Raw genomic sequence first — 25835 nt, 5'->3', positions numbered from 1 at the left:
CTCATAAGCTTATGAAAATAACTCACTATCAGAGTCGTTCTTATAACTATTTAATACGCACCATCCGGTTAATAACAACCTCTTTTTTATCAGGGATCGACTGTGAAATTCCAACCACTCCTGGCCCTGGGCCTGACGATTCTGGCTGCCTCCACCCAAGCCTTTGGCGGCGCCACACTGGATCGCGTCGAAAAAAACAAAGAGCTCGTGGGCGTGTTGATGGAAAGCTATCCACCCTTCTCGTTCCTCAATGATCAGAACCAGCTCGATGGATTCGACGTCGACGTGGCCAAGGCCGTGGCAGACAAAATGGGCGTCAGACTGCGCCTCGAAACCCCGTCCTGGGACGTGATCGCCGCTGGCCGCTGGAGTGGGCGCTACGACATCTGCATCTGCTCCATGACCCCGAGCAAGGCCCGCGCCGAGGTCTTCGACTTCCCGGTCGAGTACTACGCCTCGCCTGCGGTGATCGTGGTCAACGTCAAGGACGACAGCATCCACGGCGCCAAGGACCTGAGTGGCAAGAAAGTCGGCCTCACCAGTGCCTCCAGCTACGAAAGCTACCTGAACAAAAACCTGGTGATCGAAGGCGCCGAAGACACTCAATTGCAGTACCCGTTCGAGGACGTGCAGATCGCGCCGTATGACACTGACAACGTGGCATTCCAGGACCTCGGCCTGGGCGCCGGCGTACGACTGGACGCGATCCTCACCAACCTTGTCACCGCCCAACCGCGCCTGACCGAGGACAAACGCTTCAAGCTCGCCGGCAAGCCGCTGTACTCGGAACCAAACTCGGTGGCCATTGAAAAAGGCGACGCCCAGTGGGACGCCAAAGTGCGTGACGTCTTCGCTCAGCTGAAACAGGACGGCACCCTGAGCAAGCTTTCGCAGAAATGGATCGGCGCCGACATCAGCAAATGACTTCTTTCCCAAAACCTCCCCAGCCGCCGCAACCGGTGGCTGAGTCGCGGCTGCAACGGATCTTCGGTTTTCGCACGCGGCTGTACCTGACCTGGGCAGCGATGCTCGGGTTGTTCGCCAGTTTCTTTCTGAGCTTCGACCTGAAGTTCTCGATCATCCTCGACAAACTGCCGAACCTGATCGGCCTGCACCTGGCGCCTAACGGCTTCCTGCAGGGCGCGGCGCTGACGCTGTTTCTGTGCCTGTGCTCGATCGTGACCTCCTCGCTGCTGGGCTTCATCACCGCCCTGGCACGGCTGTCTAAAAGCGCCGTGGCCTTCGGAATTGCGAGCTTCTATGCTTCGTTCTTTCGTGGCACACCACTACTGATCCAGATTCTGCTGATCTACCTCGGCCTGCCACAACTCGGCATCGTCCCGGGCGCCATTGCCGCCGGCATCATCGCCCTGTCGCTGAACTACGGCGCCTACCTGAGCGAAATCTTCCGCGCCGGCATCCTCGGCGTCCCCCACGGCCAACGCGAAGCGTCCCTGGCCCTGGGCATGCGCGAAACCGTGATCTTCTGGCGCGTCACCCTGCCCCAGGCCATGCGCACCATCATCCCGCCGACCACCAACCAGTTCATTTCCATGCTCAAAGACTCGTCACTGATTTCGGTGATGGGGGTTTGGGAAGTGATGTTTCTGGCGCAATCGTATGGGCGCTCGAGCTATCGCTACATCGAGATGCTGACAACAGCGGCGGTGATTTATTGGCTGATGTCGATTGGGCTGGAGCTGATTCAGGCGCGGATGGAGCGGCATTATGGGAAGGCGTATTTGAGCCGGAGTTAGCGAAAGGCAGATGAGTTTCCGAGTTGCGATAGCCGACCATGTCTCGATTTGTTGTAAGAAAAAGCGTCAGCCCGAACGGGTAAAAACAGCCTTCCTCAGGGGGCCGGCAATTTTCTACACAACCTTCTGACAACCCCCGCAAGCCTGCGGGAAGCAGCTGACATCGGTACCTATAGCCTGCCTCTTAGAGTTTGGCCTCCCGTCAAAAGAGGCCGTACTCGATGTCCGCTCAACACCAATACCGACCAAAACACCTGGCGCTGGCCGTCGCGCTTGCAGTGGGTTGCATAGAAGTCTCCATGGCGCAGCAACCGGAGCCTCAAGTCAATTCCGACGCGCCGACCACCAAACCTCGTAAAAAAACCGCCAAGCCCAATGAGCGCTTCGATGATCTTTTCGCGATCAAGGCGTTCATCGGTCCACGTGAAAATGCTGCCCTGGCCATAAACGAGTCGGGTGAAGGGCAGACAGTTCGTCCTGTAACAACTGAACCGCTTGCCAGCGTTGCAGTCGATTTCGATGATGCCTTCTATGAGTCTCTTATCTTTCCCGAGCCCACCGCTTCCGAAGTAGCATCCGCTCCTGCGGAGGTAGACCCGTTCGTTGAGTTCCAGAACGACTACACCACTACACACACGCTCATTTCAAAGCCACTCCAAACCATCGACGGTGTCTCGCTGGAATTGGGCGACGCGGATGACCTTCTGGTCATCAACAAAGGCGCTCGATGGGAGGGCACACTCGATGGTGGCAACGGAGTCAACGGGCTGCTCCTTAACTCCGCAGACGGCGGCACAGTGGGAGACACAACCAACTTTGCTGCCCTGCGGGTCGCGAAAGGCGCATGGACATTAAACGGCAGCAACGACTTCCATAAAGGTGCCGAAGTAAGGGGAGACGCTACGCTATTTAACCTTGGCGCTATAGAAGGCACTGTGTACGTCGATAACGGAGGCACCTACGGCGGCTACGGTAAAGTAGGCGGCTTGCACGTGGACGGTCAGTTACTGGTCAGTGAAAATTTGGGGGCTCCTTCCATCAGAGGGGATCTTACGCTTAGCGAAAGCGCCACACTCGCCTATGAAGTAACGGATAACGCTGATACTTCACAGACGATTTTCGTCGAGGGAGTCGCCAGGCTTGGCGGCGCATCTTTACTGGTTACCGCCCTGCCAGTCGACTACGCACACACTACTAATCACACAGTAATTTCCGCAGAACGGGTCGAAGGAACATTCGGTCCAGTCACTAGCACCCTCGCGTTCATGAAGGCTACGCCGGACTACAGCAACAAACAGACCGTCAGCCTGACCTACGCTCGCAACGAAGTGCCTATCGAAAAACTCGCGACCAACGAAAACGGTCGGGAACTCGCCCGCAGTATTGAAGAGCCCAAATCCAGTCCGACGGCGCAGACACCTCCCAATACCGCGAACGCCGCTGTCACAGCCCTGCTCGCCTCCACCACCGAAACAGCCTCCCAGGCCATCGACCAACTGGACGGCGGCCAAAACGCCAACCTTGCGAAGGCGACCCTGAACAGTGACAGCCCAATCAGCGCCAGCATGCTCTCGGCCATGCGTCAGCTGGACAGCGCCAGTCGCTATAGCAACTCCAGCAAGCGCAATTCACCACGCCTGGCCGCCGGCAGCGAAGACAATGGCCGGGTCTGGCTTCAAGCATTGGGTCACGGTGGGACGCTGGACCGCGACTACGACGCGCTGAAACACACAACCCACGGTCTGGTTCTGGGAGCGGATTGGGGCATCGATGAGGAATGGCGCATCGGTGTAATGAGCGGCAAATCCGAAACGCGTCTGGATAGCCGTGGACTCGACGGCGATCTGGACAGCTGGCATTTGGGAGCTTATGCCCTGCGTCAAAACGGACCAATGTCCCTGCGCCTGGGCGCGACCTATAGCAACCACGACGGCAGCACTAAACGCCGGGTTGCCTTCAAAGGTTTCAGCGACCGCCCCGAAGGCCGTTACGATGCCAACACCCAGCAGGCCTTTGCGGAATTGGGTTACAACCTGGGCCAGGCAAACGTCAGCATCGAACCGTTTGCGAGCCTGGGCTACCAACGCTATCAGCGCGACACTTACACGGAAAAAGGTGGCGCTGCGGCGCTGAAGGTACACGGTCAAACGCAGAACAATTTGAACAGCACATTCGGTCTGCGGCTGGCGAAGCTCAACACGCTGGATAACGGCATGCAACTGACGCCGCGGTTCAGTGCTGGCTGGAAACACACCTACGGGGACGTCTACAGCGATACCCGCCAACGATTGGTGACGGGCGGAAAAAACTTCACCGTTTCCGGCGCGCCGCTGGATCGTGACAGTCTGCTGGTCGATGCCGGGCTGGACCTTGGATTGTCAGCAAAACACACCCTGGGCGTCGGCCTCACTGGCGAGGTCGGCACCGACAGCCGAAACCACGGCGTCACGGGTCAGTGGCGAATGGCGTTCTGATGAACCCACGCCAATCTCATTGACTCGACTCGATACCAGTGGGAGCGGGCTTGCTCGCGAATGCGGAATATCAGCCAATATTTGTGCTGACTGCCGCACCGCATTCGCGAGCAAGCCCGCTCCCACATTTGATCGGAGGCGTTTTCAGGGAAACGTTTCACCCTGAATCCCGGGCGAAAAAAAGGGGAGCACATGCCCCCCCGAGGTTTAAAGCGGTATATCGAGGCTGTTAACTCAGCCTTCGATCTCGATCAGGATTTCGCCCGGGTTCACCCGGTCGCCCTTGGCCACGTGGATGGCGGTGACTTTGCCGGCGATGGCCGATTGGACTTCGGTTTCCATCTTCATCGCTTCGGTGATCAGCACGGCCTGGCCGGCTTTCACGGTGTCGCCTTCCTTGACCAGCACGTCGACGATGTTGCCCGGCATGGTGGTGCTGACGTGGCCCGGTGCAGTGGCTTGCTTACGCTTGCTGCTGCCGCCGCTGACGAATTCGTTGAGCGGTTCGAACACCACTTCTTCCGGCATGCCGTCGATAGACAGGTAGAAGTGACGCTTGCCTTCAGCCTTGACGCCGACACCGGTGATGTCGACGCGGTAGGTTTCGCCGTGGACGTCGATGACGAACTCGGTCGGCACACCTTCGCCACCGGCCGAGGTCACACCGCCCGCTTCAGGAATCGGCAGCAGCACTTCTGGAGTCAGGGTGCCGGCGGCGCGTTCTTCGAGGAACTTACGACCGATGTCCGGGAACATGGCGTAGGTCAGCACGTCTTCTTCAGACTTGGCCACCGCGCCGATTTCGCCACGCAGCTTGGTCATTTCCGGCTTGAGCAGGTCCGCCGGACGCACGTCGATCACTTCTTCGCTGCCGATTGCCTGGCGGCGCAGTTTTTCGTTCACGGTGCCCGGCGCCTTGCCATAGCCGCCTTGCAGGTAAAGTTTCACTTCGTTGGTGATGGTCTTGTAGCGCTCGCCGGCCAGCACGTTGAAGAAAGCCTGGGTGCCGACGATCTGCGAGGTCGGTGTCACCAGCGGCGGGAAGCCGAGGTCTTCGCGAACGCGCGGGATTTCGGCCAGCACTTCGCTCATGCGGTTCAGGGCGCCCTGCTCTTTCAACTGGTTGGCCAGGTTGGAAATCATCCCGCCCGGTACCTGGTTGACTTGAACGCGGGTGTCGACGGCGGTGAACTCGCTTTCGAACTGGTGGTATTTCTTGCGCACGGCGTAGAAGTACAGACCGATCTCTTGCAGCAGTTCCAGATTCAGTCCGGTGTCGAACTCGCTGCCTTTAAGGGCGGCAACCATCGACTCGGTGCCCGGGTGGCTGGTGCCCCAGGCGAAGCTGGAGATCGCGGTATCGATGTGGTCCGCACCGTTTTCGATGGCCTTGAGTTGGCACATCGCGGCCAAACCAGCGGTGTCGTGCGAGTGAATGAACACTGGCAGCGATTGCTCGGATTTCAATGCTTTGACCAGTTCGCCGGTAGCGTATGGAGTCAGCAGGCCAGCCATGTCCTTGATCGCCACCGAGTCGCAACCCATGGCTTCCATTTGCTTGGCTTGCGCCACGAACGCCTCGATGGTGTGTACCGGGCTGGTGGTGTAGGCAATGGTGCCCTGAGCGTGTTTGCCGGCGGCTTTCACCGCTTCGATGGCGACTCGCAGGTTACGCACGTCGTTCATCGCATCGAAAATGCGGAACACATCGATGCCGTTGACCGCAGCCTTAGCGACGAAGGCTTTGACCACGTCGTCGCTGTAGTGGCGGTAGCCCAGCAGGTTCTGGCCACGCAGAAGCATTTGCAGGCGAGTGTTAGGCAACGCCGCGCGCAGTTGGCGCAGACGCTCCCACGGGTCTTCCTTGAGGAAGCGTACGCAGGCGTCGAAGGTCGCGCCGCCCCAGACTTCCAGCGACCAGTAGCCGACTTTGTCGAGCTTGTCGCAGATCGGCAGCATGTCTTCAGTGCGCATGCGGGTCGCGAGCAGCGATTGGTGAGCGTCGCGCAGGATTGTGTCGGTAACGTAGATTTTCTTGCTCATTGTTCTTTTCCTCACAGGCCTGCGTGGGCGGCGATGGCAGCGGCGATGGCCAGGGCCAGCTCTTCGGGTTTGCGCTTGATCGAGTAGTTGGTCAGTTCAGGGTGGCTTTCAACGAAGCTGGTGTTGAACTGACCGCTACGGAATTCCGGGTTACGCAGGATTTCCTGGTAGTACGCGGCGGTGGTCTTGACCCCTTGCAGACGCATGTCGTCGAGGGCGCGCAAGCCACGGTCCATCGCCTCTTCCCAGGTCAGCGCCCACACCACCAGTTTCAGGCACATGGAGTCGTAGAACGGCGGAATGGTGTAACCGGTGTAGATCGCCGTGTCGGTGCGCACGCCGGGGCCACCGGGGGCGTAGTACCGGGTGATCTTGCCGAAACTCGGCAGGAAGTTGTTCTTCGGGTCTTCGGCGTTGATCCGGAATTGCAGCGCGAAACCGCGGTGCTGGATGTCTTCCTGTTTCACCGAAAGCGGCAGGCCAGAGGCGATGCGAATCTGCTCGCGAACGATGTCGATGCCGGTGATTTCTTCGGTGATGGTGTGTTCCACCTGCACCCGGGTATTCATCTCCATGAAGTACACCTCGCCCTCGGCGAGCAGGAACTCCACGGTGCCGGCGTTCTCATAACCCACGGCCTTGGCTGCGCGCACCGACAGGTCGCCGATGTAGGCGCGCTGTTCCGGGGTCAGTTGCGGGCTCGGGGCGATCTCGATGAGCTTCTGGTTGCGACGCTGGATCGAGCAGTCACGCTCGAACAGGTGCACCACGTTGCCAAAGCTGTCACCGAGGATCTGCGCTTCGATGTGCTTCGGATTGACGATGCATTTTTCCAGGAACACTTCCGCCGAACCGAAAGCCTTGGTGGCTTCGGAAATGACTCGCGGAAATGCTTGTTCAAGTTCTTCTCGGCTATCGCAGCGGCGGATACCACGGCCACCGCCACCGGAAGTCGCCTTGAGCATCACCGGATAACCGATGCGGTCGCCTTCGACCAACGCTTCTGCGATATCCGCGACGTTGCCTTCGGTCCCCGGGGTGACGGGTACGCCAGCCTTGATCATGCTGCGACGGGCTTCAGTCTTATCGCCCATGCGGCGAATCACTTCAGCCGATGGACCGATGAACTTGATGCCGCGCTCGGCGCAGATATCTGCCAGCTCAGCGTTTTCCGAGAGGAAGCCGTAGCCGGGGTGCAGCGCATCGCAACCGGTTTCTACCGCCAGATTCACCAGCTTGCGCGCATTCAGGTAGCCGGCCAGTGGCTCGGCACCGATGCTGTGGGCCTCGTCCGCACGCTTCACATGCAACGCATGGCGGTCGGCGTCGGAATAGATCGCGACCGAGCGAATGCCCATCTCGGCGCAGGCACGTACGATTCGTACGGCAATCTCACCACGGTTGGCGATCAGGATCTTTTTTATCACTTGGAGGTTCCCTTGAGCCGGTGGTACCCACGACCTGCTAGACCAGGTCGACGCGTGACCAAATGTTTCAATTCAGTCGCAGGCCCACACTAGCCCCCACAAGGGATTAACAAAAATGATTAATTATTGGGTCAGGCATAAGTAAAGACTTATAGTTGACTCATCAGCCTGCGATGAGAGCACCTAAAAAATGCGTAAGTCTTTGATGCGTATGACATTGCGCCAATTGCAGATCTTCAATGAAGTCTGTGATTTGCGGTCCTACAGCCGCGCAGCCGATGAAATGTCTCTCACACAACCTGCCGTGAGCCTACAGATTCGTCAACTTGAAGAGCTGATTGGTCAACCTTTGTTCGATTACGTCGGCAAAAAGCTCTACATGACTGAGGCAGCCGAAGCCCTTCAACGCGCCAGCCGGGACATTTTCGGGCGCCTGGAAAACCTCGACATGCAGCTTTCGGACATGCAGGGATCGTTGCAGGGTCAGCTGAAACTGGCGGTGGAATCGAGCGCCAAATACTTTGTGCCGCACCTGTTTGCCGCGTTCAAGCGCCAACATCCAGAAGTGAACCTGCAACTGACGGTGGTCAATCGCGGGCAGGTCATTCGACGGCTGTCGGACAACCGCGACGACCTGGTGATCATGTCCATGGTGCCGCAGGACATGGGGCTGGAGTTCTTGCCATTTCTCAACAACCCGATCGTTGCCGTGGCGCCACCGGATCATCCGCTGTGCCACATGGGCCCGCTGCGTTTGCAGGATCTTGAACCCTACACACTGCTGATGCGCGAATCCGGCTCCGGGACGCGGCTGGCTTGCGAAGAATATTTCAAAGAGAAGCGCGTGCACTTCAACCAGACCCAGGAAGTCTCGTCAGCCGAAGCGCAGCGTGAATGTGTGTTGGCGGGTCTGGGCGTGGCGCTGTTGACGCGTCACGCCCTGAACCTTGAGTTGGCGACCGGCGGATTGATCGAGTTGCCGGTCGAAGAGCTGCCGTTGTACCGCAGCTGGTGCCTGGTGCAAGCCAAGGCGAAACGGCTGTCACCGGTGGCGCACGCGTTCCTTGCGTTTATTCGCAGCGAGCGGGTGCAGATCAGCGCGCTGGTTGAGCGTTTCGACGGGAAGTTGCCGGTGCCGCCTGCCAATAGTTGAGCTCCAGCTCAGGGAAATCACCAATCTCGGCCAGCAGTTGGCGACGTTCGCAGCGATCTTCGATAGCGCGGCGAAACTCCATGCGGCGCTGGTCTTCCTGCTGACGACGGGTTCTGACGGCGCTGTTGCGCTCTTCGTAGGGCTGGGCCATTTCGAGTCTCCCAAGGCGATGACGGGAGTTTCAAGATAGGCGCGAGGGATGACGGTTTGGCGGCGTGCGGGTTACAGGGATGTGAACATTGGCGAAGGGCTTGGCGAGTTTGAGGACGCCTTCGCGAGCAAGCCCGCTCCCACATTTGACCGAGTTGTCCTGACGGACGCGCTCCCCCTGTGGGAGCGAGCCTGCTCGCGATTAAGGTCGGAACGACCTTACGACGACGTCAGTCGTCCAGCGCTTTTACCGATTTGGGTGACAGCCGCAAGCTGCGCAGGCTGCGCTTGACGCTCTTGAGGTGATTGACCAGGCTCGGCCCGCGCGCCATGGCCACGCCCATCGCCAACACATCGATCACCACCAGGTGGGCAATACGCGAGGTCAGCGGCGTATAGATCTCGGTGTCTTCGTGCACATCGATCGCCAGGTTGACGGTCGACAGCTCGGCGAGCGGTGTCTGGCTCGGGCACAAGGTAATCAGCGAAGCGCCGCTTTCGCGCACCAGATTGGCGGTGATCAACAAATCTTTGGAACGCCCGGACTGGGAAATACAGATCGCCACATCGGTCGGTTTCAACGTGACCGCCGACATCGCCTGCATGTGCGGGTCGGAATACGCCGCCGCCGTCAGCAACAAGCGGAAGAACTTGTGCTGGGCATCGGCCGCCACTGCACCCGACGCGCCAAAGCCATAAAACTCGACCCGCTGGGCCTGCGACATGAGCGACACGGCACGCTGCAACTCCACCGGATCAAGCTTCTCGCGAACTTCCATCAGCGTGTGCAGGGTGGTGTCGAAGATTTTCAGGCTGTAGTCAGCGACCGAGTCGTCTTCATGAATAGCGAATTGTCCGAAGCTGGCACCGGCAGCCAGGCTCTGTGCCAGTTTCAGCTTCAAGTCCTGGAAACCGGAGCAACCGATGGCGCGACAGAACCGCACGATGGTCGGTTCGCTAATGCCCACGTTGTGGGCCAGGTCGGCCATGGAGCTGTGCATCACCGCCGCAGGATCAAGCAGCACGTGGTCGGCGACCTTGAGCTCCGACTTGCGTAAGAGGTGGCGTGACTGGGCGATGTGTTGCAGCAGATTCAAAGGGCTGGACTCTTTGTTATTGGCAGGTGCCGGGGATGTAGCACGCTTGTAGTTATACTACATGAATCGGCTTTTTGCCTGCTCAATGCGTAACTCGATGTCCCCATTTCACGCCACATGCGCTCCATGTAGCCCTTACAAGTGTTTCTCGTCCGCACGCAACAGTGCCGCCAGGCCATCGGCCTCGACAGGACGGCTAATCAAATAGCCCTGCACTTCATCGCAGTGCTCGGCTTTCAAAAACTCCAACTGCTCTGTCCGCTCCACCCCTTCAGCCACCACTTTCAGTGACAAGCCGTGCGCCATGGCAATGATTGCCCGGGTGATCGCCGCATCCTCGCTACCCTCCCCCAGACCGCGGATAAATGCCTGATCGATCTTCACGTAATCCACAGGGATGCGCTTGAGGTAGCTCAGGGACGAATACCCGGTGCCGAAGTCATCAATCGCCAACTTGACCCCCAAATCACGCAATTGCTGGAAGGTCGCGATGATGTGTTCGACGCTGTCCAGCAACTGACTTTCGGTCAGCTCCAGCTCGAGGTAGTGCGGCGCCAGACCGGTTTCTTCCAGCACCTGACGCACCAGGCTGACCAGTTTGCCCTGACGTAATTGATGCACCGACAGATTCACCGACACCCGAATCGGCGCAAGCCCCTGACGCTGCCACTCACAGGCTTGCCAGCAGGCCTGACGCAACACGAACTCGCCGATCGGGCCGATCAACCCGGTTTCCTCGGCCAGGCCGATGAAGTCCCCTGGCGGCACACGGCCCATGGTCGGGTGATCCCAGCGCACCAGCGCTTCGGCGGCATTCAACCGACCCGTGGCGAGGCACAGTTTCGGTTGATAAAACACCATCAACTGTTTCTCTTCGATAGCCTTACGCAGCTGATTTTCCAGCTGCAAGCGCTCCAGCGTGCTGGCTTGCAGGCTGTCGGTGTAGAACTGGAAGTTATTTCCGCCCAAGTGCTTGGCGTGCTGCATGGCCATATTGGACTGATGGACCAGCGCGGAAATTTCTCGCGCGTTGTCCGGCAACATACTGATGCCCATGGACGCGCTAACCACCAGTTCATGGCCCTCGACAGTGATCGGCAAGCGCAGCTTGGTCGACAGTCGGGTCGCCACCCGCGCCAGGCTCGACAGGTTGCCGTAGGCATTGAACAACACGGCAAATTCATCGCCGGATAAGCGAGCGATGGTGTCTGCTTCAGGCAACGCATTGACCAGCCGCCGGGCCATCTTCTGCAAGAGCTGGTCGGCGATTTCATGGCCAAGACTGTCGTTGAGCAGCTTGAAACGATCCAGATTGATGTGCAGCAACGCCAGACTGCGGTAGCCGCCCTGGCGCACCCGCTGATGAGCCTCGCTTAGCCGTTCCCGGAACAGTGAACGGTTGGCCAGACCCGTCAATTCGTCGTAATGCGCCAGGTAACGCATGCGCTCTTCAGATTCGCGCCGGGCCGATAGATCGGCGAAGAAGCCCACGATATGGCTCACATGTCCCCGAGCATCACGCACCGCGTTCAGTTGTAACCATTGCGGATACAACTCGCCATTCTTGCGGGTTTCTACCAGCTCGCCCTGCCAACTGCCATGCTGCTCCAGTGCCTGACGAATCGCAGCGTAGTGCCGGCGGGCATCGCGGCTGCACGGCAACTCGACCACGTTGCGTCCAATCATGTCTTCAACGTCATAGCCGGTGACTCGGCTGAACGCCTGATTGACCGCGATCAGAGCGTAATTCGGATCGAAAATCACGATGCCTTCGCTGGCGGCTTCGAACACCGTTGCGGCCAGTTGCCGTTGCTCTTCCAGCGCTTTGCTGACGCTGATGTCGCGACGGGTGCCGACCATGCGGATCACCCGGCCATTTTCGCTGCGCTCAACCGCTCGACCACGGTCTTCGATCCAAACCCAATGGCCATCGCCGTGACGTACGCGGTACTCAATTTGGTAGTCCTCACTGCGGCCCTTCAAATGCTCGACCAGTGCGCGCTTGAGCGACGGCAAGTCATCGGGATGCAGGCGTGGCTTGAGGTGGCGAAGCATCGCCGTTACGAATTCTGGCTCCAGGCCGAACAGCTCCTGAAGATGGGTGTGATGGACTTCGTCGGTTTGCAGGTTCCAGTCCCATAGACCGAGCTCACTGGCCTTCAACGCCAGCGCCAGACGCGCTTCACTCTTGCTCAGGGCCTGATTGGCAGCGTCCAGCTCCAGGCTGCGCTGGGCAACTCGGCTTTCCAGCTCGATCTGAATTTGCCGCAACTCGTCTTCGGCACGACGGCGCTGGTCGATTTCCTTGGCCAGCTTTTGATTGAGCTGATCGCTGCTGTTTTGAGCCTGCTGCAAGTGCTCGATCAGTGCCTGATTCTGGAAGCGCCGCAACAGCCCGCTATCGATGAGCCGATTGACCTGCCAGGCGACCACACTCAACGCGCCCAACAAAATCAGACCGAACCAGCCCCATCCCTGATCTTGTTCATCGCCGCCCCAGAACAGATAGCCGATGGCCGGCAACAGACAGGGCAAGGTAAAGGACAGGAACGCCGGCAGGCTGACCGCATAGGCAACACTGGCCGAAAGCGCTGCAGCGCCGATCAGGCCGAACACCCAGGCTTGTTGCATGAAGTTATCGGCGGGTACCAGCGCAATGCCAGCGCCGGCCAGGGTCAGGCCGGTCATGGCCGAACCCAGCAAAAACATCCGGCGCCAGATCGGATGGGCCTGACGGTTGGGTATCGCCGAATCGAAGGCCGCGACTTGAATCACCCGCAACGCCACCAGCGACAACAGCCACACCAGCCAGACGCTGACCAGGAAGTAACGCTGCGGGCTCCAAAGCAAGCCAGCGCAAACCAGACCGTTGATCAACATGAATAACGTGGGCAGCAACGAGCCCTGATAAAGCAGACGCGTGCGTTCGACCGCCATTTCCATGGCGTACTGTTTGCGGATAACCCGGGGCTCCACAACGGGGCCCGACAGGTCGGTGCTGAGGGTCATAGGCAATGTTCTTGTTCTTATAATGATGAGCATGCGCCCGAAACGTCGACGGAGCATACACAAGCAAATGCCCGGACCAAACTGCCCCAGATCATAAATAGACCAAAGTATCGACTGCCTGGCCCCGTGTAAAAGCAGCCAAGCGAGCCCCGCCAACGCTTGCAGCCAGTGACTGACCGGTCGTCCTGCACCTATCTTTCATCGGCTAAAACAATGCAGGGTTTGCCCGGTGTGACGCCGCCCCCTAGAATGCCCCGATGCGCGATGATCTCTCCCTTCTGCTGAACTCCCTCAACGATGCCCAACGCCAGGCCGTAGCTGCCCGCGTGGGTCGTCAGTTGGTCCTGGCCGGTGCTGGTTCCGGTAAAACCCGAGTGCTGGTGCACCGTATCGCCTGGTTGATCCAGGTCGAAAACGCCTCGCCCCACTCCATCCTGTCGGTGACCTTCACCAATAAGGCCGCTGCCGAGATGCGTCATCGCATCGAGCAACTGATGGGTATCAACCCGGCCGGCATGTGGGTCGGCACCTTCCACGGCCTGGCGCACCGCTTATTGCGGGCGCACTGGCAGGAAGCCGGCCTGAGCCAGACGTTCCAGATTCTCGACAGCGACGACCAGCAACGACTGGTCAAGCGGGTGATCCGCGAGCTGGGCCTGGACGAGCAACGCTGGCCGGCCCGTCAGGCCCAATGGTTCATCAACGGGCAGAAAGACGAAGGTCTGCGTCCGCAACACATTCAAGCCAGCGGAGATCTGTTCCTGGCGACCATGCGCAGCATTTATGAAGCCTATGAGGCTGCGTGCCTGCGCGCTGGCGTGATCGACTTCTCCGAATTGCTGCTGCGTGCCCTCGACTTGTGGCGCGATCATCCGGGCCTGCTGGCGCACTATCAGAAGCGCTTCCGGCACATTTTGGTGGACGAGTTCCAGGACACCAACGCCGTGCAGTACGCCTGGTTGCGACTGCTGGCCAAGGGTGGCGACAGTCTGATGGTGGTTGGCGACGACGATCAGTCGATCTATGGCTGGCGCGGCGCGAAAATCGAAAACATTTATCAGTATTCCGACGATTTTCCAGATGCCGAAACCATTCGTCTGGAGCAGAACTACCGCTCCACCGCCGGCATCCTTAAAGCAGCCAACGCCCTGATCGCCAACAACACGGGACGCATGGGCAAAGAGCTGTGGACCGACGGCGGCGAAGGCGAAGCGATCAACCTGTACGCCGCGTTCAACGAACACGATGAAGCACGCTATGTGGTGGAAACCATCGAAAGCGCGCTGAAAACCGGCTTGGCTCGCAGCGATATCGCGATTTTGTACCGCTCCAACGCCCAATCACGCGTTTTGGAAGAAGCCTTGCTGCGTGAGCGCATTCCGTACCGCATCTATGGCGGTCAGCGCTTCTTCGAACGGGCAGAAATCAAAAACGCCATGGCCTACCTGCGCTTGCTGGAAGGTCGCGGCAACGATGCAGCGCTGGAGCGGGTGATCAACGTTCCGGCCCGGGGCATCGGAGAGAAAACCGTTGAAGCGATCCGCGACCATGCCCGTCACAGCGATGTGTCGATGTGGGAAGCCATGCGCCTGCTGGTGGCTAACAAAGGCCTGACCGGTCGTGCCGCCGGCGCGCTGGGCGCATTCATCGAGCTGATAGAGAACCTCGCCGCCAAGTGCATGGAAATGCCGCTGCATCTGATGACCCAGACCGTCATCGAGCAGTCCGGGCTGATCGCCTATCACGAAGCGGAAAAAGGCGAGAAAGGCCAGGCCCGGGTAGAAAACCTTGAGGAACTGGTCAGCGCCGCGCGCAACTTCGAAAACGCTGAAGAAGATGAAGACCTGACGCCATTGGCGGCGTTCCTCGGTCACGCGTCTCTGGAGGCCGGGGATACTCAGGCCGACGAGCACGAAGACAGCATTCAGTTGATGACGCTGCACAGCGCCAAGGGTCTGGAATTCCCTTACGTGTTCCTGGTGGGCATGGAAGAAGGCCTGTTCCCGCACAAGATGAGCCTTGAAGAACCGGGTCGTCTTGAAGAGGAGCGCCGTTTGGCCTACGTCGGTATCACCCGGGCCATGCAGAACCTGGTGATGACCTATGCAGAGACCCGACGCCTATACGGCAGCGAGACCTACAACAAGGTCTCGCGTTTCGTACGTGAAGTGCCGAAAGGCCTGATCCAGGAAGTGCGGCTGTCCAACAGCGTCAGCCGTCCGTTCGGCGGTGGCCAGCAGCAGAGCTCCAGCAGCCTGTTTGGCGGTAGCGAGATCCCGGATACCGGGTTCAGCCTCGGCCAGGCCGTACGGCATTCGGTGTTTGGCGACGGCGTGATCCTGAACTTCGAAGGTGCCGGGGCCCAGGCTCGGGTGCAGGTGAACTTCAGCGAAGGCAGCAAGTGGCTGATGTTGGGTTACGCAAAGCTCGAAGCGATCTAAAGCGCGCCAGAGGACCAATGTGGGAGCGGGCTTGCTCGCGAAGGCAGCGCCGCGGTGTATCAGAAACACCGTGTCATCGTTCTTCGCGAGCAAGCCCGCTCCCACAGGTTGATCTGATGAAATCACCAAACTTCCTACAGAACTAATCCACTCGTCCTACAGACCAAAACTAACAGGCCTTATTGCGCTGACTGAAGCTGAACACAACCTGTCAGGCAAAAGCCCGAAACACTCTGCCGCTAGCCAGTAACCCTTCAGCTGTGCAACATGGCGCGCGTGCCATCCACAAATGGGAATTCCCTTTATGAAACGTTTTCTTAGCATCGCCATGGCGTTGTGCATCGGCCTGACGATGAGCCTCGACGCCAACGCCAAGCGCTTTGGTGGCGGTAAGAGTTCCGGCGCTGCGCCGACTCACCAGACCAGCCAAATGGCGCCTTCTTCTGCCGCAGGTGGTGCTGCCGCCACTGCGGGCGCGGCCGGTGCCGCTGGCGCTGCCGCCAAAGCCGGCGGTGCTTCGCGCTGGCTCGGCCCTCTGGCCGGCATCGCGGCCGGTGGCCTGCTGGCCTCCATGTTCATGGGCGGCGGCTTCCAGGGCATGCAGATCTTCGACATCCTGATCATGGCCGTCATCGCCTTCCTGATCTTCCGTTTCATCGCCGCTCGTCGTCGCAAGCAACAGGAGCACATGGCTCCAGCTGGCGCACCGATGCAGCGTGAAGTGTTCGAGCAGAAGCCAACGGCCATGGGTTCGGTCTTCGGCGGCTCGGCAGCACCGGTTGCCGCTCGTCCGGTGATCAACGCTCCGGCCTGGTTCAATGAAAAGAACTTCATTGAAGCGGCCCGCAACCACTTCCAGTCCCTGCAGCAGCACTGGGACGCCAACGAAATGGACAAGATCGCCGAGTTCGTGACCCCGCAACTGCTGGAGTTCCTCAAGCGCGAACGTGCCGATCTGGGTGACGGTTTCCAGTCCACCTACATTGATAACCTCAATGTTCAACTGGACGGCGTGGATGACCGTGCCGACAAGACCATCGCCACCCTGACCTTCACCGGTGTGTCGAAGACCTCGCGTTTCGACCAGGGCGAAGTGTTCAGCGAAAGCTGGAACATGGAGCGTCCGCAGGGCGAGAACCAGCCTTGGCTGGTCGCCGGTATCCGCCAGAACGGCTGATCCTTACCGGTTCTGTCTGGAAGGTGCCGAGCTAAGATCAGACAAGGCAAAAACAGGCGAGGAAGCGGAGTTGACTTTAGTCAATGAGCATTCTGAGCCTGTTTTTAACGCAGTATGATCGACGCGCAGGCACGTTCCAGACAGAACCTAGCATGCTGTAACGAAAACCCCGGCCTGGCCGGGGTTTTTCTATTTCACGGTTACATCTATAGCGAGCTACTGTATAAACCGCCCCAACTAAACCGCGCCATCAAGCAAGAGGATCCCGGACGTGGAAGAAATCATCGAACAACTGCGTGAAGCCAACGAACCGGTACCGGTCCCCTTGGAGTTGCCCGACGAAGATCAATTGGTGGAAATCGAAGAACAGCTGTTCATCGACATTCCGTTTGTCTTCAGAGAGTTTTTGCTGACCGTCAGCGACGTCGTCTACGGCAGCCTGGAGCCGGTGACCGTCACCGACCCGCAATCCCACACCTACCTGCCAGACGTTGCCGCCAACGCCTGGGATGCGGGTGTTGATCGCAGCATGATTCCGATCTGCCAGGACGGTGACAACTACTACCTGGTCGAAGAAGACGGCACCGTGGTGCTGTGGTTGGCCGAAGAAGAGCTGATCGCCGAAGAAACCTGGGAATCGGTATGGCACTGGGCGCGGGACGTCTGGCTGGAAAGCTGAGACGCCTGACGCGCTACAGGGTTAATGCCCGGACGAATCCTTGTGGTTGTCCAGTGTTTCGAGCAACGCCACCTGCATCCGCGTGTGCACGCGGATGAACCAGCGCCAGAGCAGCGCCGCTACAGCGGCCGCGACGACAACGATCAGCACCAGCAACTTGTTGGTCGGCAGAATACTGGCCGACAAGGCTGCCAGCAGCAGAAAAATCACCAGCAGCGAGAGGATCGGGATCACTTCGGCGATCACCCGACGCACTCGCTGCGTGTGGCGGCCGGCCATCTCCGGCTTCACGCCCATCTCCGCCAACAGCATCGAGAGCGCCTTGAGCTTGCGATAGGCGGCGATCAGGAACGGCAGCGACAACAGCAACGCCCCGCCCCAAATCAACGCTTTCTGCCAGCTCGGGTCGCTGATCCAGTCTTGCAGGTAAACGGACATGCGCTCGGCGAAAAAAGCACCCGAGAAGAAGATCGCAATCACCAGCGCCAGATTGACCCCCACCTGCAACAGAATCCGCCGAATCATCGACGCCAGTAGCGCGCCCTCGCCCTGAGGCTGGATGCTACGCAGCCATTCGCCGTACATCCCCAATACCCGGCCCAGTCGCTTCGGCATCACCGCGGCAAGCTTGATCGACAGCGGATCAGCCGCGCGAATCAGGTAGGGCGTCAGCAACGTGGTGATCACCGAGACGGCAACCGCGACCGGGTAGAGGAAGTTGCTGGTGACCTGCAACGTCATGCCCAACGCCGCGATGATGAAAGAAAATTCGCCAATCTGCGAAAGCCCCATCCCGACTCGAAGTGAGGTACGTCCATCATTGCCAGCGATAAAGGCGCCAAGGCCGCAAGAAAACATCTTGCCCAGCACCACGGCCACGGTAATCACTGCAATCGGCCACGCGTACTGCAGCAGGATCATCGGATCGAGCATCAGCCCAATGGCGACAAAGAAGATCGCACTGAACAGGTCGCGAACCGGTTCGATCAAACGCTCGATTTTCAGCAGTTGCCGGGATTCAGCCATGATCGCGCCAATCAGGAAGGCACCGAGCACCATGCTGTACTCAAGTTTTACCACCAGCAAACAGAAGCCGAAACACAGGCCTAACACCGTGATCAGCAGCATTTCATTGCTTTCGAACTTCGCCACGTAAGCCAGCAATCGCGGCACCAACAGGATGCCGATGACCAATGCGACAACCATGAACAGCGAGAGCTTTCCGACCGTTGAAAACACCTCACCGGAACTGACCGTGCCGCTGACCGCGATGCTCGACAGCAAGGCGATGATGCCGATGCCAAGGATGTCTTCAACGATCAGCACACCGAAAATCAGCTGCGCGAAGCGCTCGTTCTTCATCTTCAGGTCATTGAGCGCCTTGACGATGATGGTGGTTGAGGAAATCGCCAGGATCGCGCCGAGGAACAACGAGTCCATGGTGTTCCAGTCAAACCAGCGACCGATCTCGTAGCCGATCCAGATCATCAGCACGATTTCCAGGAACGCCGCAATGAACGCCGTGGCGCCGACCTTGAACAGCTTGCGCAGGCTGAACTCCAGGCCCAGACAGAACATCAGGAAAATCACCCCGAGTTCGGCGAGGGTTTTGATGGTGTCTTCATCGTGGATCAGGCTGAACGGCGGGGTGTGCGGGCCGATGATGAAGCCGGCGACGATGTAACCGAGCACCACCGGTTGTTTGAAGCGATGAAACAGCACGGTCACCACACCCGCGATCAACATGATCACTGCCAGATCCTGAATGAAACTGATGGCGTGCATGGTGTGGGGTCCTGTTCGAGCAAGGTGAAAAATCCACTTTCCGCGTGGGAATTCCCCTTGAGAAGGGGCTTTTGAAGGGTAACACCGCGACTTCTGGCAGAAAGGCGGTGCAATATATGGAAACAGATCGCTCCAGGCGTGACGGCAGCCACCCGCCCGGCGTCCCGATAACTGTTGGTTTGAAAAGCTGACAAGGCCCCCGCAGAGGTGCCGCCCTTCCGAAATTCTGCCTTGAACCGTGAGAACGCTATGGAACCCGGAAACGCACAACTGTCGATGACGGTATTGATGACCCCCGACATGGCCAACTTCTCTGGCAATGTCCACGGCGGTACCTTGCTCAAATACCTCGACGAAGTGGCCTACGCGTGCGCCAGCCGTTATGCCGGCCGCTACGTGGTGACACTGTCGGTGGATCAGGTGATTTTCCGCGAGCCGATTCATGTCGGCGAACTGGTGACCTTTCTGGCCTCGGTCAATTACACCGGCAACACCTCCATGGAGGTGGGCATCAAGGTAGTGACCGAGAACATCCGCGAGCGCTCGGTGCGCCACACCAACAGCTGCTTCTTCACCATGGTCGCAGTGGATGACGACCGCAAACCGGCTGCTGTCCCGCCACTGCAACCGCAGAACAGCGAAGACAAACGCCGCTTCATGCAGGCCCAGCAACGTCGGCAGATTCGTCAGGAACTGGAAAAGCGCTATCAGGACATCAAAGGCGACGCCTGAGCTGTTCGGTCAGTTTGATGTCGTTCGTTAGATAGTCTTCGCGAGCAAGTCGGATCGCCGCACCGCCGCTCCCACACTGGATCTCCTGTGAACACAAAATTTGTGTACGACGGAGGCCAAATGTGGGAGCGGCGGTGCGGCGATCCGACTTGCTCGCGAATGGGTTCACGCGGAACTCAGAGGCTGATCGGTGTTGCTTCAAACCGCACCCGCGGATGGGCGATCCGGTCCTGAGCCCGTACCAGTTCCAGCTCATAGCTGGAGCAAGCCTGGGTTTCCAGCAGCACTTCATGTACCGCCGACGCGGCGAATTCGAAAGCCGCCACCAGGCTATCGCCCAACAGTACGCGAGCCAGAAACAGTCCGGAGGTCAGGTCGCCGACGCCCACCGGCTGACGCGGAAACGCCAGCAGCGGACGGCGCAAATGCCAGCTGTCTTCGGCCGTCACCAGCAACATCTCGAAAACATCCCCCGGTTTACCGGGATAGTCCAGATGCTTGACCAGCACAGCCTTCGGACCACGCGCCAGCAGCGCTCGCGCCATGGCCAGGCAATCGAACAACGATTGCGGCTTGCGCCCCGAAAAGCTGTCCAGCTCCAGCTGGTTCGGACACATGAAGTCCGCCACCGCAGCCGCCTCCTCCAGCAGGAAATCGCTGACTTCCGCGGGCACACTGCAACCCTTTTCAGGATGGCCCATCACCGGGTCACACAGATACAGTGCCTTGGGATTCATCGACTTGATCCGCGCCACCCCCGTCAGGATCGCCCGGCCCTGGGCAGCACTGCCGAGATAGCCAGACAGCACGGCGTCGCAGTTGCCCAGTTCGCCAATCGCCGCGATGCCTTCGACCAGGTCGGGAATCTGATGCGGCGCCAGCACCTCACCGGCCCATTGGCCGTACTGGGTGTGGTTGGAGAACTGCACGGTATTGAGCGGCCAGACATTCACCCCGACCCGCTGCATCGGGAAAACCGCGGCGCTGTTGCCAGCGTGGCCGAACACCACGTGGGACTGGATGGCGAGCAGATGGGGCGTACGTTTCATGCGGTGGGTTTTCCGTCAAACGATTGAAATTCAAGCCGCGCAGTATGCGACTAAACACAGCCTGTACGACAGACCGGCGACGCAGTTAAGCTGACACTATCTTGTTGGAGCAACGTGTTGATGCTGACCCTTGGAAATATCTTCGTCCTGATGCTGCTTGCCACCGGTGGCGCGTGGTTATGGCACAACCATGGCTTGCGCGAGCGCGCGCTGGAGCGGGTCAAGCTGCATTGCGCCAAGCTCGGAATCGAGCTGCTGGACGGCAACGTGGCCTTGAAGAAGATCGCATTCATTAAAGACGCAAACGGCCGGCGGCGCCTCGCCCGTGTGTATAACTTCGAATTCACCGTGACCGGTGAAAGCCGTCACAACGGCACCATCACCCAGTTTGGTGCCCACAGTGCGCAGATTGAGCTGGAGCCCTACCCGATGCCGTTCGACGACACACCTGCGGTGACCGATGTCGTGAAACCGCGCGCCGAGGTGATCGAGATGAGTCAGTGGCGGCAAGAACACACTAAATGGCGCCCGTGATTTAAATCGGGCTCGACCGGCAGTCGGCTAGATCTCTTTGTAATGAATCAACATACTGCGGCTCACTGAAAATCAGTTCAATGCGCGAATCACGCCGCCATTCGCTGGGCTGCCAGTCCAGCACCGAGTTTTCCAGCGCATTCACCGAAACCCAACCGTCGACGCTGTGGATAACCAGTTTCGCCCGCCGCCAGGCAAGGCTTTCAAGCCAACGACCAACGAGCGTCGCATCGAAAGTCTGACTCGGATGCCAGCGCCACCCAACGCTCCAGCCGCCCTCCTGCTCCTGGCTCAAGCAAATTGGCAGTGCAGGGTCGGTCCAGATGGCCGGCAGCTGTGCCAATCCTTTGGGTGCAACGAAGTTATCCACACCCGCTACAGCCTGAATCCCAAGCCCTGGTAACTCACTCAATGGCAACGCAGCTTGCTGCGTCCAGTACAACGGACGCGCCGGCAACTGTGCAGCGATTCGCTGGCGATCAGCATCGTCGAGATTTTCGGCTTTATTCATCAGCAACAACCCGGCGCTGTTCAGCGCTTCCTGTTGCGCCACCGGCAGCGGTTTGCCGGCAGCAAGTGCCTGGGCGTCAAGCACCAGTACGCAGGGTTGAACAGCCAACACGCCTTGCCACGGCGCCTCACTCAATTGCCTGAACAATTGCGCCGGATGCCCCAGCCCGGAGGGCTCGATAAACAGCCGATCCGGCCGCGCCTTGCGTAGCAAACGCCCGAGGCCAATCTGAAACGGCGCACCATTGACGCAACACAAACAGCCCCCGGCCACTTCACCCAGTGCGATACCATCGGCGTCCTGGGTCAGCAATGCAGCGTCGAGGCCGATCTGACCGAATTCGTTGATTAGCACTGCCCAACGCTCATTCGCCGGCCGCTGCGCCAGCAGGTGCTTGATCAGGCTGGTCTTGCCGGCACCCAAAGGGCCAGCAATGACGTGAGTGGGAATGTTCTGCAACATGGTCGAAAGTTTCTGAGGAGGTAAGGATGCGGTTGATGGGATTGTCGTTGCTCCTGGCGCTCACTTCAGGTGAGGCGCTGGCTCAAGCCTGCGTGGTACATAGCACGGCTGCGCGACTCGACGTGAAAGTCTGCCAGCAGAACCGCAACATCCCGGAAAAGCTGTTCGCCGATGGGTTCTGCCAGCCGAACCTTCCCGGCCAGAAAGTCGAGGTGCAGTACGTCGATCAATGCCCCACCGGCGCGTTCGGCGTGTGCAGCAACGCCCAAGTCGCCAATATGCCTTACCGGCAGGATATTCACTATTACGGCGTAGCCACGGATGCGGCGTATTTGAAGCCGTTTTGTGAAGCCCAGAGCCAGGGAACCTGGCTCAAGCCGTGAGCCGCTAGCTGAGCCAGTCGAGCGTCAGGATCAGCCGCCGCTCACCGGACGCAAGCTGTGGCGACCGGTGAATCAGGCCAAAGCCTTCGTTGCCATGCCATTTCTCGCCTTTGAGCAACGCGACTTCACCGCAGGCGATCTGCTCGATCAGCGCATTGTCTTGGGGTTCGATTTCGGCTTTACCCAGTTGTCGGCGATCCATCGCACCTTCCTTCAGCCACTGGCTGCCGATCCCGCAATACGTGGTGATCAGCCGCACCGGCACGTGATCGACGTGGAAGCGCGGGCACATGGCCTTGTCCAGGACCCGCAGGCGCAGGCCGACACGCTTGGCGCCCAGCAAACAGGCGAAAGCACTGACCAGCCAGGAGACGTCGGCGATTAAACCTTCGTAACCTTCGAGATCGCTGAAACCTGAGGCCAATCCGCGAAGATTGGGTTCGGTATCATCACTGGGCAATTCCAGGACCAACGACTCGGCCAACGGCTCGTTCAGGGACAGCAGCAAACGCCCGAAATCAGCGATGTGCGCTGGCAGTTGGCGCTGCCAAACGGCGAGGTTTACACCGTCATCCAGTACTCGGGTCAGCGCTCGCGGCGTCTCACCTTGAACCTGACAAATGATCGGCCGCAGTTTCAGACTGGGTGCCAACATCAGGCTGCCACCTCTTCATGCCACGGGCCAAATGGATCCGGCAGCGATCGCCAGCCCTCGACGCCTAACGCCATTTCATCGTCGGTCAGCAGGCAATTGTCGAGTTCATGGGTGAGTTGCGTGAAGTCGATGTGCTGGCCCATGAACACCAGTTCCTGGCGGCAATCGCCAGTGGTTGCGGTCCAGTTTTCCATGATCCCGGCGGTGCTTTCTTCGTCCTGCGGCCACTGGGTTTTCGGCACGAAACGCCACCAGCGCCCGGCGAAACCATGGCGCATCAATCCGCCGGCCTGGGACCAGCTACCGGCGTCCATGTGCTTGCTGGCCAGCCAGAAGAAGCCCTTGGAGCGCAGCAGTTTGCCGTTCACCCACGGGCGGTCGATGAAGTTGAAAAAACGCTGCGGATGAAACGGTCGGCGTGCTCGATAAGCTGTCGAGGCGATGCCGTATTCCTCGGTTTCGGGCACGTGTTCGCCACGCAATTCCTGTAGCCAGCCCGGCGCCTGAGCGGCCTTTTCGAAGTCGAAACGACCGGTATTGAGGATTTTCTTGAGCGGCACTTCGCCCATCACCATCGGAATGATTTCGGCCTGGGCGTTAAGCCGCTCAAGGATCGCGATCAACTCCTGGCGCTCGCGGCTGCTGATCAAGTCGATCTTACTGATCAGAATCACGTCGGCGAATTCGATCTGCTCGATCAACAGGTCGGTGATCGAGCGTTCGTCCTCTTCACCCAAGGTTTCGCCACGGGAAGCGAGGCTTTCAGCGGCCTGATAGTCGAGCAGGAAGTTCATGCCATCGACCACGGTGACCATGGTGTCGAGCCGGGCGATGTCGGCCAGGCTCTGCCCTTCTTCATCACGGAAGGTGAAGGTTTCCGCCACGGGCAGTGGCTCTGAAATGCCGGTGGATTCGATCAATAAATAATCAAAACGCCCCTCCTTGGCGAGTTTGCTCACCTCTTCCAACAAGTCTTCGCGCAAGGTGCAGCAGATACAGCCGTTGCTCATTTCCACGAGTTTTTCTTCGGCACGATTCAGGGTGACATCGCGCTGGACTTCACCGCCATCGATGTTGATTTCGCTCATATCATTGACGATCACGGCGACGCGCAGTTTGTCGCGATTACGCAGCACGTAGTTGAGCAGCGTACTTTTGCCAGCGCCGAGAAAGCCCGACAGGACGGTTACGGGGAGACGATTGGGCATCAGGTATTCCTCACAGAGATGCCCGGTCGCAATGTCGGGCTTAACTTGATGTTATAGTATAACAACACAATCAAGCCACTCTCCTCTTGCCCAAGATGACAAAGGGCACGATGCTCAAGCCCGTTCGGTCCGTGAGAAATCCTATGCGTGTCGCCCTGAAAATAACGCTGATGAGCGTTTCGCTGCTGGTCGCTGTCGGCGCCTGGGCGCAAAGCCCGAGCCTGGCCAAATGCACCCGCAGCGCCAATCTGCTGGCCTGCGTGGATGGCGAGGGCAACGCCTATAGCGTCAACACCGTCGCAAGCACGATCTATCTGCGGGGCTTCGAAGCGGCCGGTAAACGCCACTGGGCGCAGACCAACAGTCGCTACGGACAACTCACGTTTTTCACTGGGATCGCATCCGATGGCGAAGCCTGGGTCGGTTACAACCGCCGCGTCGGCTGGACCACGATCAATCGGTTTTCCAGCTCCGGTGGTAGCAGCGGCAAGTTCACCTGTAGCCGAATTGCAGGGTTTTAGGCCTGGGATTTTTTCTGCTCTTGCTGCCAAGCGATGTAACTGTTTACCGGCGGATTTTTCTGGAAATAGTGCTGTAACCCTTCAAACAAGCCATCGGCTACGGCCTGACCAGTCGCTGACTGTCGCGAGCGTTGGAGATGAAGCCGGTTTCCACCAGGATCGACGGCACGTCCGGCGACTTCAGCACCGCAAATCCCGCTTGTTCCACACGCTTCTGATGCAGCGTGGTGATGCCTGCCAGGCTGCCGAGCACCGTGCTACCCAACTGCAAACTGGCGGCGATGGTCGCGTTCATCGACATGTCGAGAATGCCCCCCGCGAGCATCGGGTCCTTATCCTTGAGATTGAGCAGGCTGGTAGCGCCCAACAGGTCTGCCCCATTCTCACGTTGCGCCATGAAACGCGCCGTCGCGGTTGGCGCCACTCAGATCGAACACCCATCGCAACTTGTCATCCGAACGCCAGAGCCGCGCATTGCGAATCTGAGTGGCCGACACGCCAAACGGTAATGCGAAGGCCGCGCTGGCCAGGATCAGGTTCAACAAGTGACGTCTGTGCATGATGAAAGCCTGTTCATGAAAAAGGCAT

The 25835-nt window shown here is 59.0% G+C and carries 22 protein-coding genes and 1 pseudogene; 11 read left to right on the top strand and 12 right to left on the bottom strand.

What is annotated here, in order from left to right; genetic code table 11:
• Positions 1 to 102 precede the first annotated feature (102 nt).
• The 3 genes from DFS28_RS00970 to DFS28_RS00960 all read left to right on the top strand — a co-directional run bounded on the left by DFS28_RS00970 (position 103) and on the right by DFS28_RS00960 (position 4231).
• Positions 103 to 924, top strand: a complete 822-nt coding sequence (locus DFS28_RS00970) for an ABC transporter substrate-binding protein (RefSeq protein WP_111448220.1) — start codon at positions 103 to 105, stop codon at positions 922 to 924.
• On the top strand, positions 921 to 1757 hold the full coding sequence (locus DFS28_RS00965; RefSeq protein WP_111448219.1) for an amino acid ABC transporter permease: 837 nt from the start codon (positions 921 to 923) through the stop codon (positions 1755 to 1757). The genes DFS28_RS00970 and DFS28_RS00965 overlap by 4 nt, the downstream gene beginning before the upstream one ends.
• A gap of 299 nt (positions 1758 to 2056) precedes the next feature.
• Entirely contained in the window at positions 2057 to 4231 is a 2175-nt protein-coding gene (locus DFS28_RS00960; RefSeq protein WP_371922106.1) for an autotransporter domain-containing protein, read from the top strand.
• A gap of 234 nt (positions 4232 to 4465) precedes the next feature.
• On the opposite strand, the gene oadA is transcribed toward DFS28_RS00960, so the two are convergent.
• Together oadA and DFS28_RS00945 are read right to left on the bottom strand one after the other, a co-directional pair.
• The gene (oadA, locus tag DFS28_RS00950) at positions 4466 to 6274 is read right to left on the bottom strand and encodes a sodium-extruding oxaloacetate decarboxylase subunit alpha (RefSeq protein WP_111448216.1); all 1809 of its coding nucleotides are present in this window, start codon (positions 6272 to 6274) and stop codon (positions 4466 to 4468) included.
• 11 nt (positions 6275 to 6285) lie between these two features.
• Positions 6286 to 7701 (bottom strand): acetyl-CoA carboxylase biotin carboxylase subunit, encoded by a 1416-nt coding sequence (locus DFS28_RS00945; RefSeq protein WP_046030798.1) that lies wholly within the window; start codon positions 7699 to 7701, stop codon positions 6286 to 6288.
• A 190-nt stretch (positions 7702 to 7891) separates the two neighbouring features.
• On the opposite strand from DFS28_RS00945, the gene DFS28_RS00940 reads away from it, so the two are divergent.
• Positions 7892 to 8854, top strand: a complete 963-nt coding sequence (locus DFS28_RS00940) for a LysR family transcriptional regulator (RefSeq protein WP_111448215.1) — start codon at positions 7892 to 7894, stop codon at positions 8852 to 8854.
• Here DFS28_RS00940 and DFS28_RS00935 read toward each other — a convergent pair.
• From DFS28_RS00935 to DFS28_RS00925, 3 genes are all read right to left on the bottom strand, one after another.
• Positions 8796 to 9005, bottom strand: a complete 210-nt coding sequence (locus tag DFS28_RS00935) for a PA3496 family putative envelope integrity protein (RefSeq protein ID WP_008156646.1) — start codon at positions 9003 to 9005, stop codon at positions 8796 to 8798. The two genes, DFS28_RS00940 and DFS28_RS00935, sit on opposite strands and share 59 nt — an antisense overlap.
• A gap of 229 nt (positions 9006 to 9234) precedes the next feature.
• Positions 9235 to 10101, bottom strand: a complete 867-nt coding sequence (gene hexR, locus DFS28_RS00930) for a transcriptional regulator HexR (RefSeq protein WP_008156648.1) — start codon at positions 10099 to 10101, stop codon at positions 9235 to 9237.
• Between the two features lie 135 nt (positions 10102 to 10236).
• The gene (locus DFS28_RS00925) at positions 10237 to 13110 is read right to left on the bottom strand and encodes an EAL domain-containing protein (protein ID WP_111448214.1); all 2874 of its coding nucleotides are present in this window, start codon (positions 13108 to 13110) and stop codon (positions 10237 to 10239) included.
• 257 nt (positions 13111 to 13367) lie between these two features.
• On the opposite strand from DFS28_RS00925, the gene uvrD reads away from it, so the two are divergent.
• From uvrD to DFS28_RS00910, 3 genes are all read left to right on the top strand, one after another.
• A complete protein-coding gene (gene uvrD / locus DFS28_RS00920) occupies positions 13368 to 15551 on the top strand; it encodes a DNA helicase II (protein ID WP_056738578.1) in 2184 nt (727 codons plus the stop codon).
• Between the two features lie 304 nt (positions 15552 to 15855).
• The gene (locus DFS28_RS00915) at positions 15856 to 16728 is read left to right on the top strand and encodes a Tim44 domain-containing protein (RefSeq protein ID WP_111448213.1); all 873 of its coding nucleotides are present in this window, start codon (positions 15856 to 15858) and stop codon (positions 16726 to 16728) included.
• 271 nt (positions 16729 to 16999) lie between these two features.
• Positions 17000 to 17407 (top strand): SMI1/KNR4 family protein, encoded by a 408-nt coding sequence (locus tag DFS28_RS00910; RefSeq protein WP_008156656.1) that lies wholly within the window; start codon positions 17000 to 17002, stop codon positions 17405 to 17407.
• A gap of 21 nt (positions 17408 to 17428) precedes the next feature.
• Here the strand turns inward: DFS28_RS00910 and DFS28_RS00905 are convergent, their stop codons facing one another.
• Positions 17429 to 19192, bottom strand: coding sequence for a cation:proton antiporter (locus tag DFS28_RS00905; protein WP_008156658.1), 1764 nt, complete (start codon positions 19190 to 19192; stop codon positions 17429 to 17431).
• A gap of 249 nt (positions 19193 to 19441) precedes the next feature.
• On the opposite strand from DFS28_RS00905, the gene DFS28_RS00900 reads away from it, so the two are divergent.
• A complete protein-coding gene (locus DFS28_RS00900) occupies positions 19442 to 19924 on the top strand; it encodes an acyl-CoA thioesterase (protein WP_074872148.1) in 483 nt (160 codons plus the stop codon).
• 176 nt (positions 19925 to 20100) lie between these two features.
• Here the strand turns inward: DFS28_RS00900 and pdxY are convergent, their stop codons facing one another.
• Positions 20101 to 20973, bottom strand: a complete 873-nt coding sequence (gene pdxY, locus DFS28_RS00895; RefSeq protein WP_111448212.1) for a pyridoxal kinase PdxY — start codon at positions 20971 to 20973, stop codon at positions 20101 to 20103.
• Positions 20974 to 21093: 120 nt separating this feature from the next.
• On the opposite strand from pdxY, the gene DFS28_RS00890 reads away from it, so the two are divergent.
• Entirely contained in the window at positions 21094 to 21507 is a 414-nt protein-coding gene (locus tag DFS28_RS00890) for a DUF3301 domain-containing protein (protein WP_111448211.1), read from the top strand.
• A gap of 1 nt (position 21508) precedes the next feature.
• On the opposite strand, the gene DFS28_RS00885 is transcribed toward DFS28_RS00890, so the two are convergent.
• Positions 21509 to 22480, bottom strand: a complete 972-nt coding sequence (locus DFS28_RS00885) for a GTP-binding protein (RefSeq protein WP_111448210.1) — start codon at positions 22478 to 22480, stop codon at positions 21509 to 21511.
• Positions 22481 to 22506: 26 nt separating this feature from the next.
• On the opposite strand from DFS28_RS00885, the gene DFS28_RS00880 reads away from it, so the two are divergent.
• Positions 22507 to 22863 (top strand): hypothetical protein, encoded by a 357-nt coding sequence (locus DFS28_RS00880; protein WP_008156668.1) that lies wholly within the window; start codon positions 22507 to 22509, stop codon positions 22861 to 22863.
• 4 nt (positions 22864 to 22867) lie between these two features.
• On the opposite strand, the gene DFS28_RS00875 is transcribed toward DFS28_RS00880, so the two are convergent.
• Both DFS28_RS00875 and zigA read right to left on the bottom strand, forming a co-directional pair.
• Positions 22868 to 23518 (bottom strand): DUF1826 domain-containing protein, encoded by a 651-nt coding sequence (locus DFS28_RS00875; RefSeq protein ID WP_111448209.1) that lies wholly within the window; start codon positions 23516 to 23518, stop codon positions 22868 to 22870.
• Positions 23518 to 24726, bottom strand: coding sequence for a zinc metallochaperone GTPase ZigA (gene zigA / locus DFS28_RS00870; protein WP_111448208.1), 1209 nt, complete (start codon positions 24724 to 24726; stop codon positions 23518 to 23520). The genes DFS28_RS00875 and zigA overlap by 1 nt, the downstream gene beginning before the upstream one ends.
• A gap of 143 nt (positions 24727 to 24869) precedes the next feature.
• Here zigA and DFS28_RS00865 point away from each other — a divergent pair, with 143 nt between their 5' ends.
• Positions 24870 to 25247 carry a glutamine synthetase gene (locus DFS28_RS00865; protein WP_111448207.1) on the top strand — a complete coding sequence of 126 codons (378 nt, stop codon included), beginning with the start codon at positions 24870 to 24872 and terminating at the stop codon, positions 25245 to 25247.
• On the opposite strand, the pseudogene DFS28_RS00860 reads toward DFS28_RS00865, so the two are convergent.
• A pseudogene (locus DFS28_RS00860) lies at positions 25244 to 25668 on the bottom strand (N-acetylmuramoyl-L-alanine amidase); the annotation flags it as partial. The gene DFS28_RS00865 and the pseudogene DFS28_RS00860 sit on opposite strands and share 4 nt — an antisense overlap.
• Complete coding sequence (locus DFS28_RS30685) at positions 25631 to 25807, bottom strand: hypothetical protein (RefSeq protein WP_256596762.1); 177 nt, start codon at positions 25805 to 25807, stop codon at positions 25631 to 25633. The gene DFS28_RS30685 and the pseudogene DFS28_RS00860, both read right to left, overlap by 38 nt.
• Positions 25808 to 25835: the final 28 nt, after the last annotated feature.

This window comes from Pseudomonas sp. 478, from assembly GCF_003254125.1.
Lineage (GTDB): Bacteria > Pseudomonadota > Gammaproteobacteria > Pseudomonadales > Pseudomonadaceae > Aquipseudomonas.
This window is presented reverse-complemented; position numbering and strand designations above follow the sequence as displayed.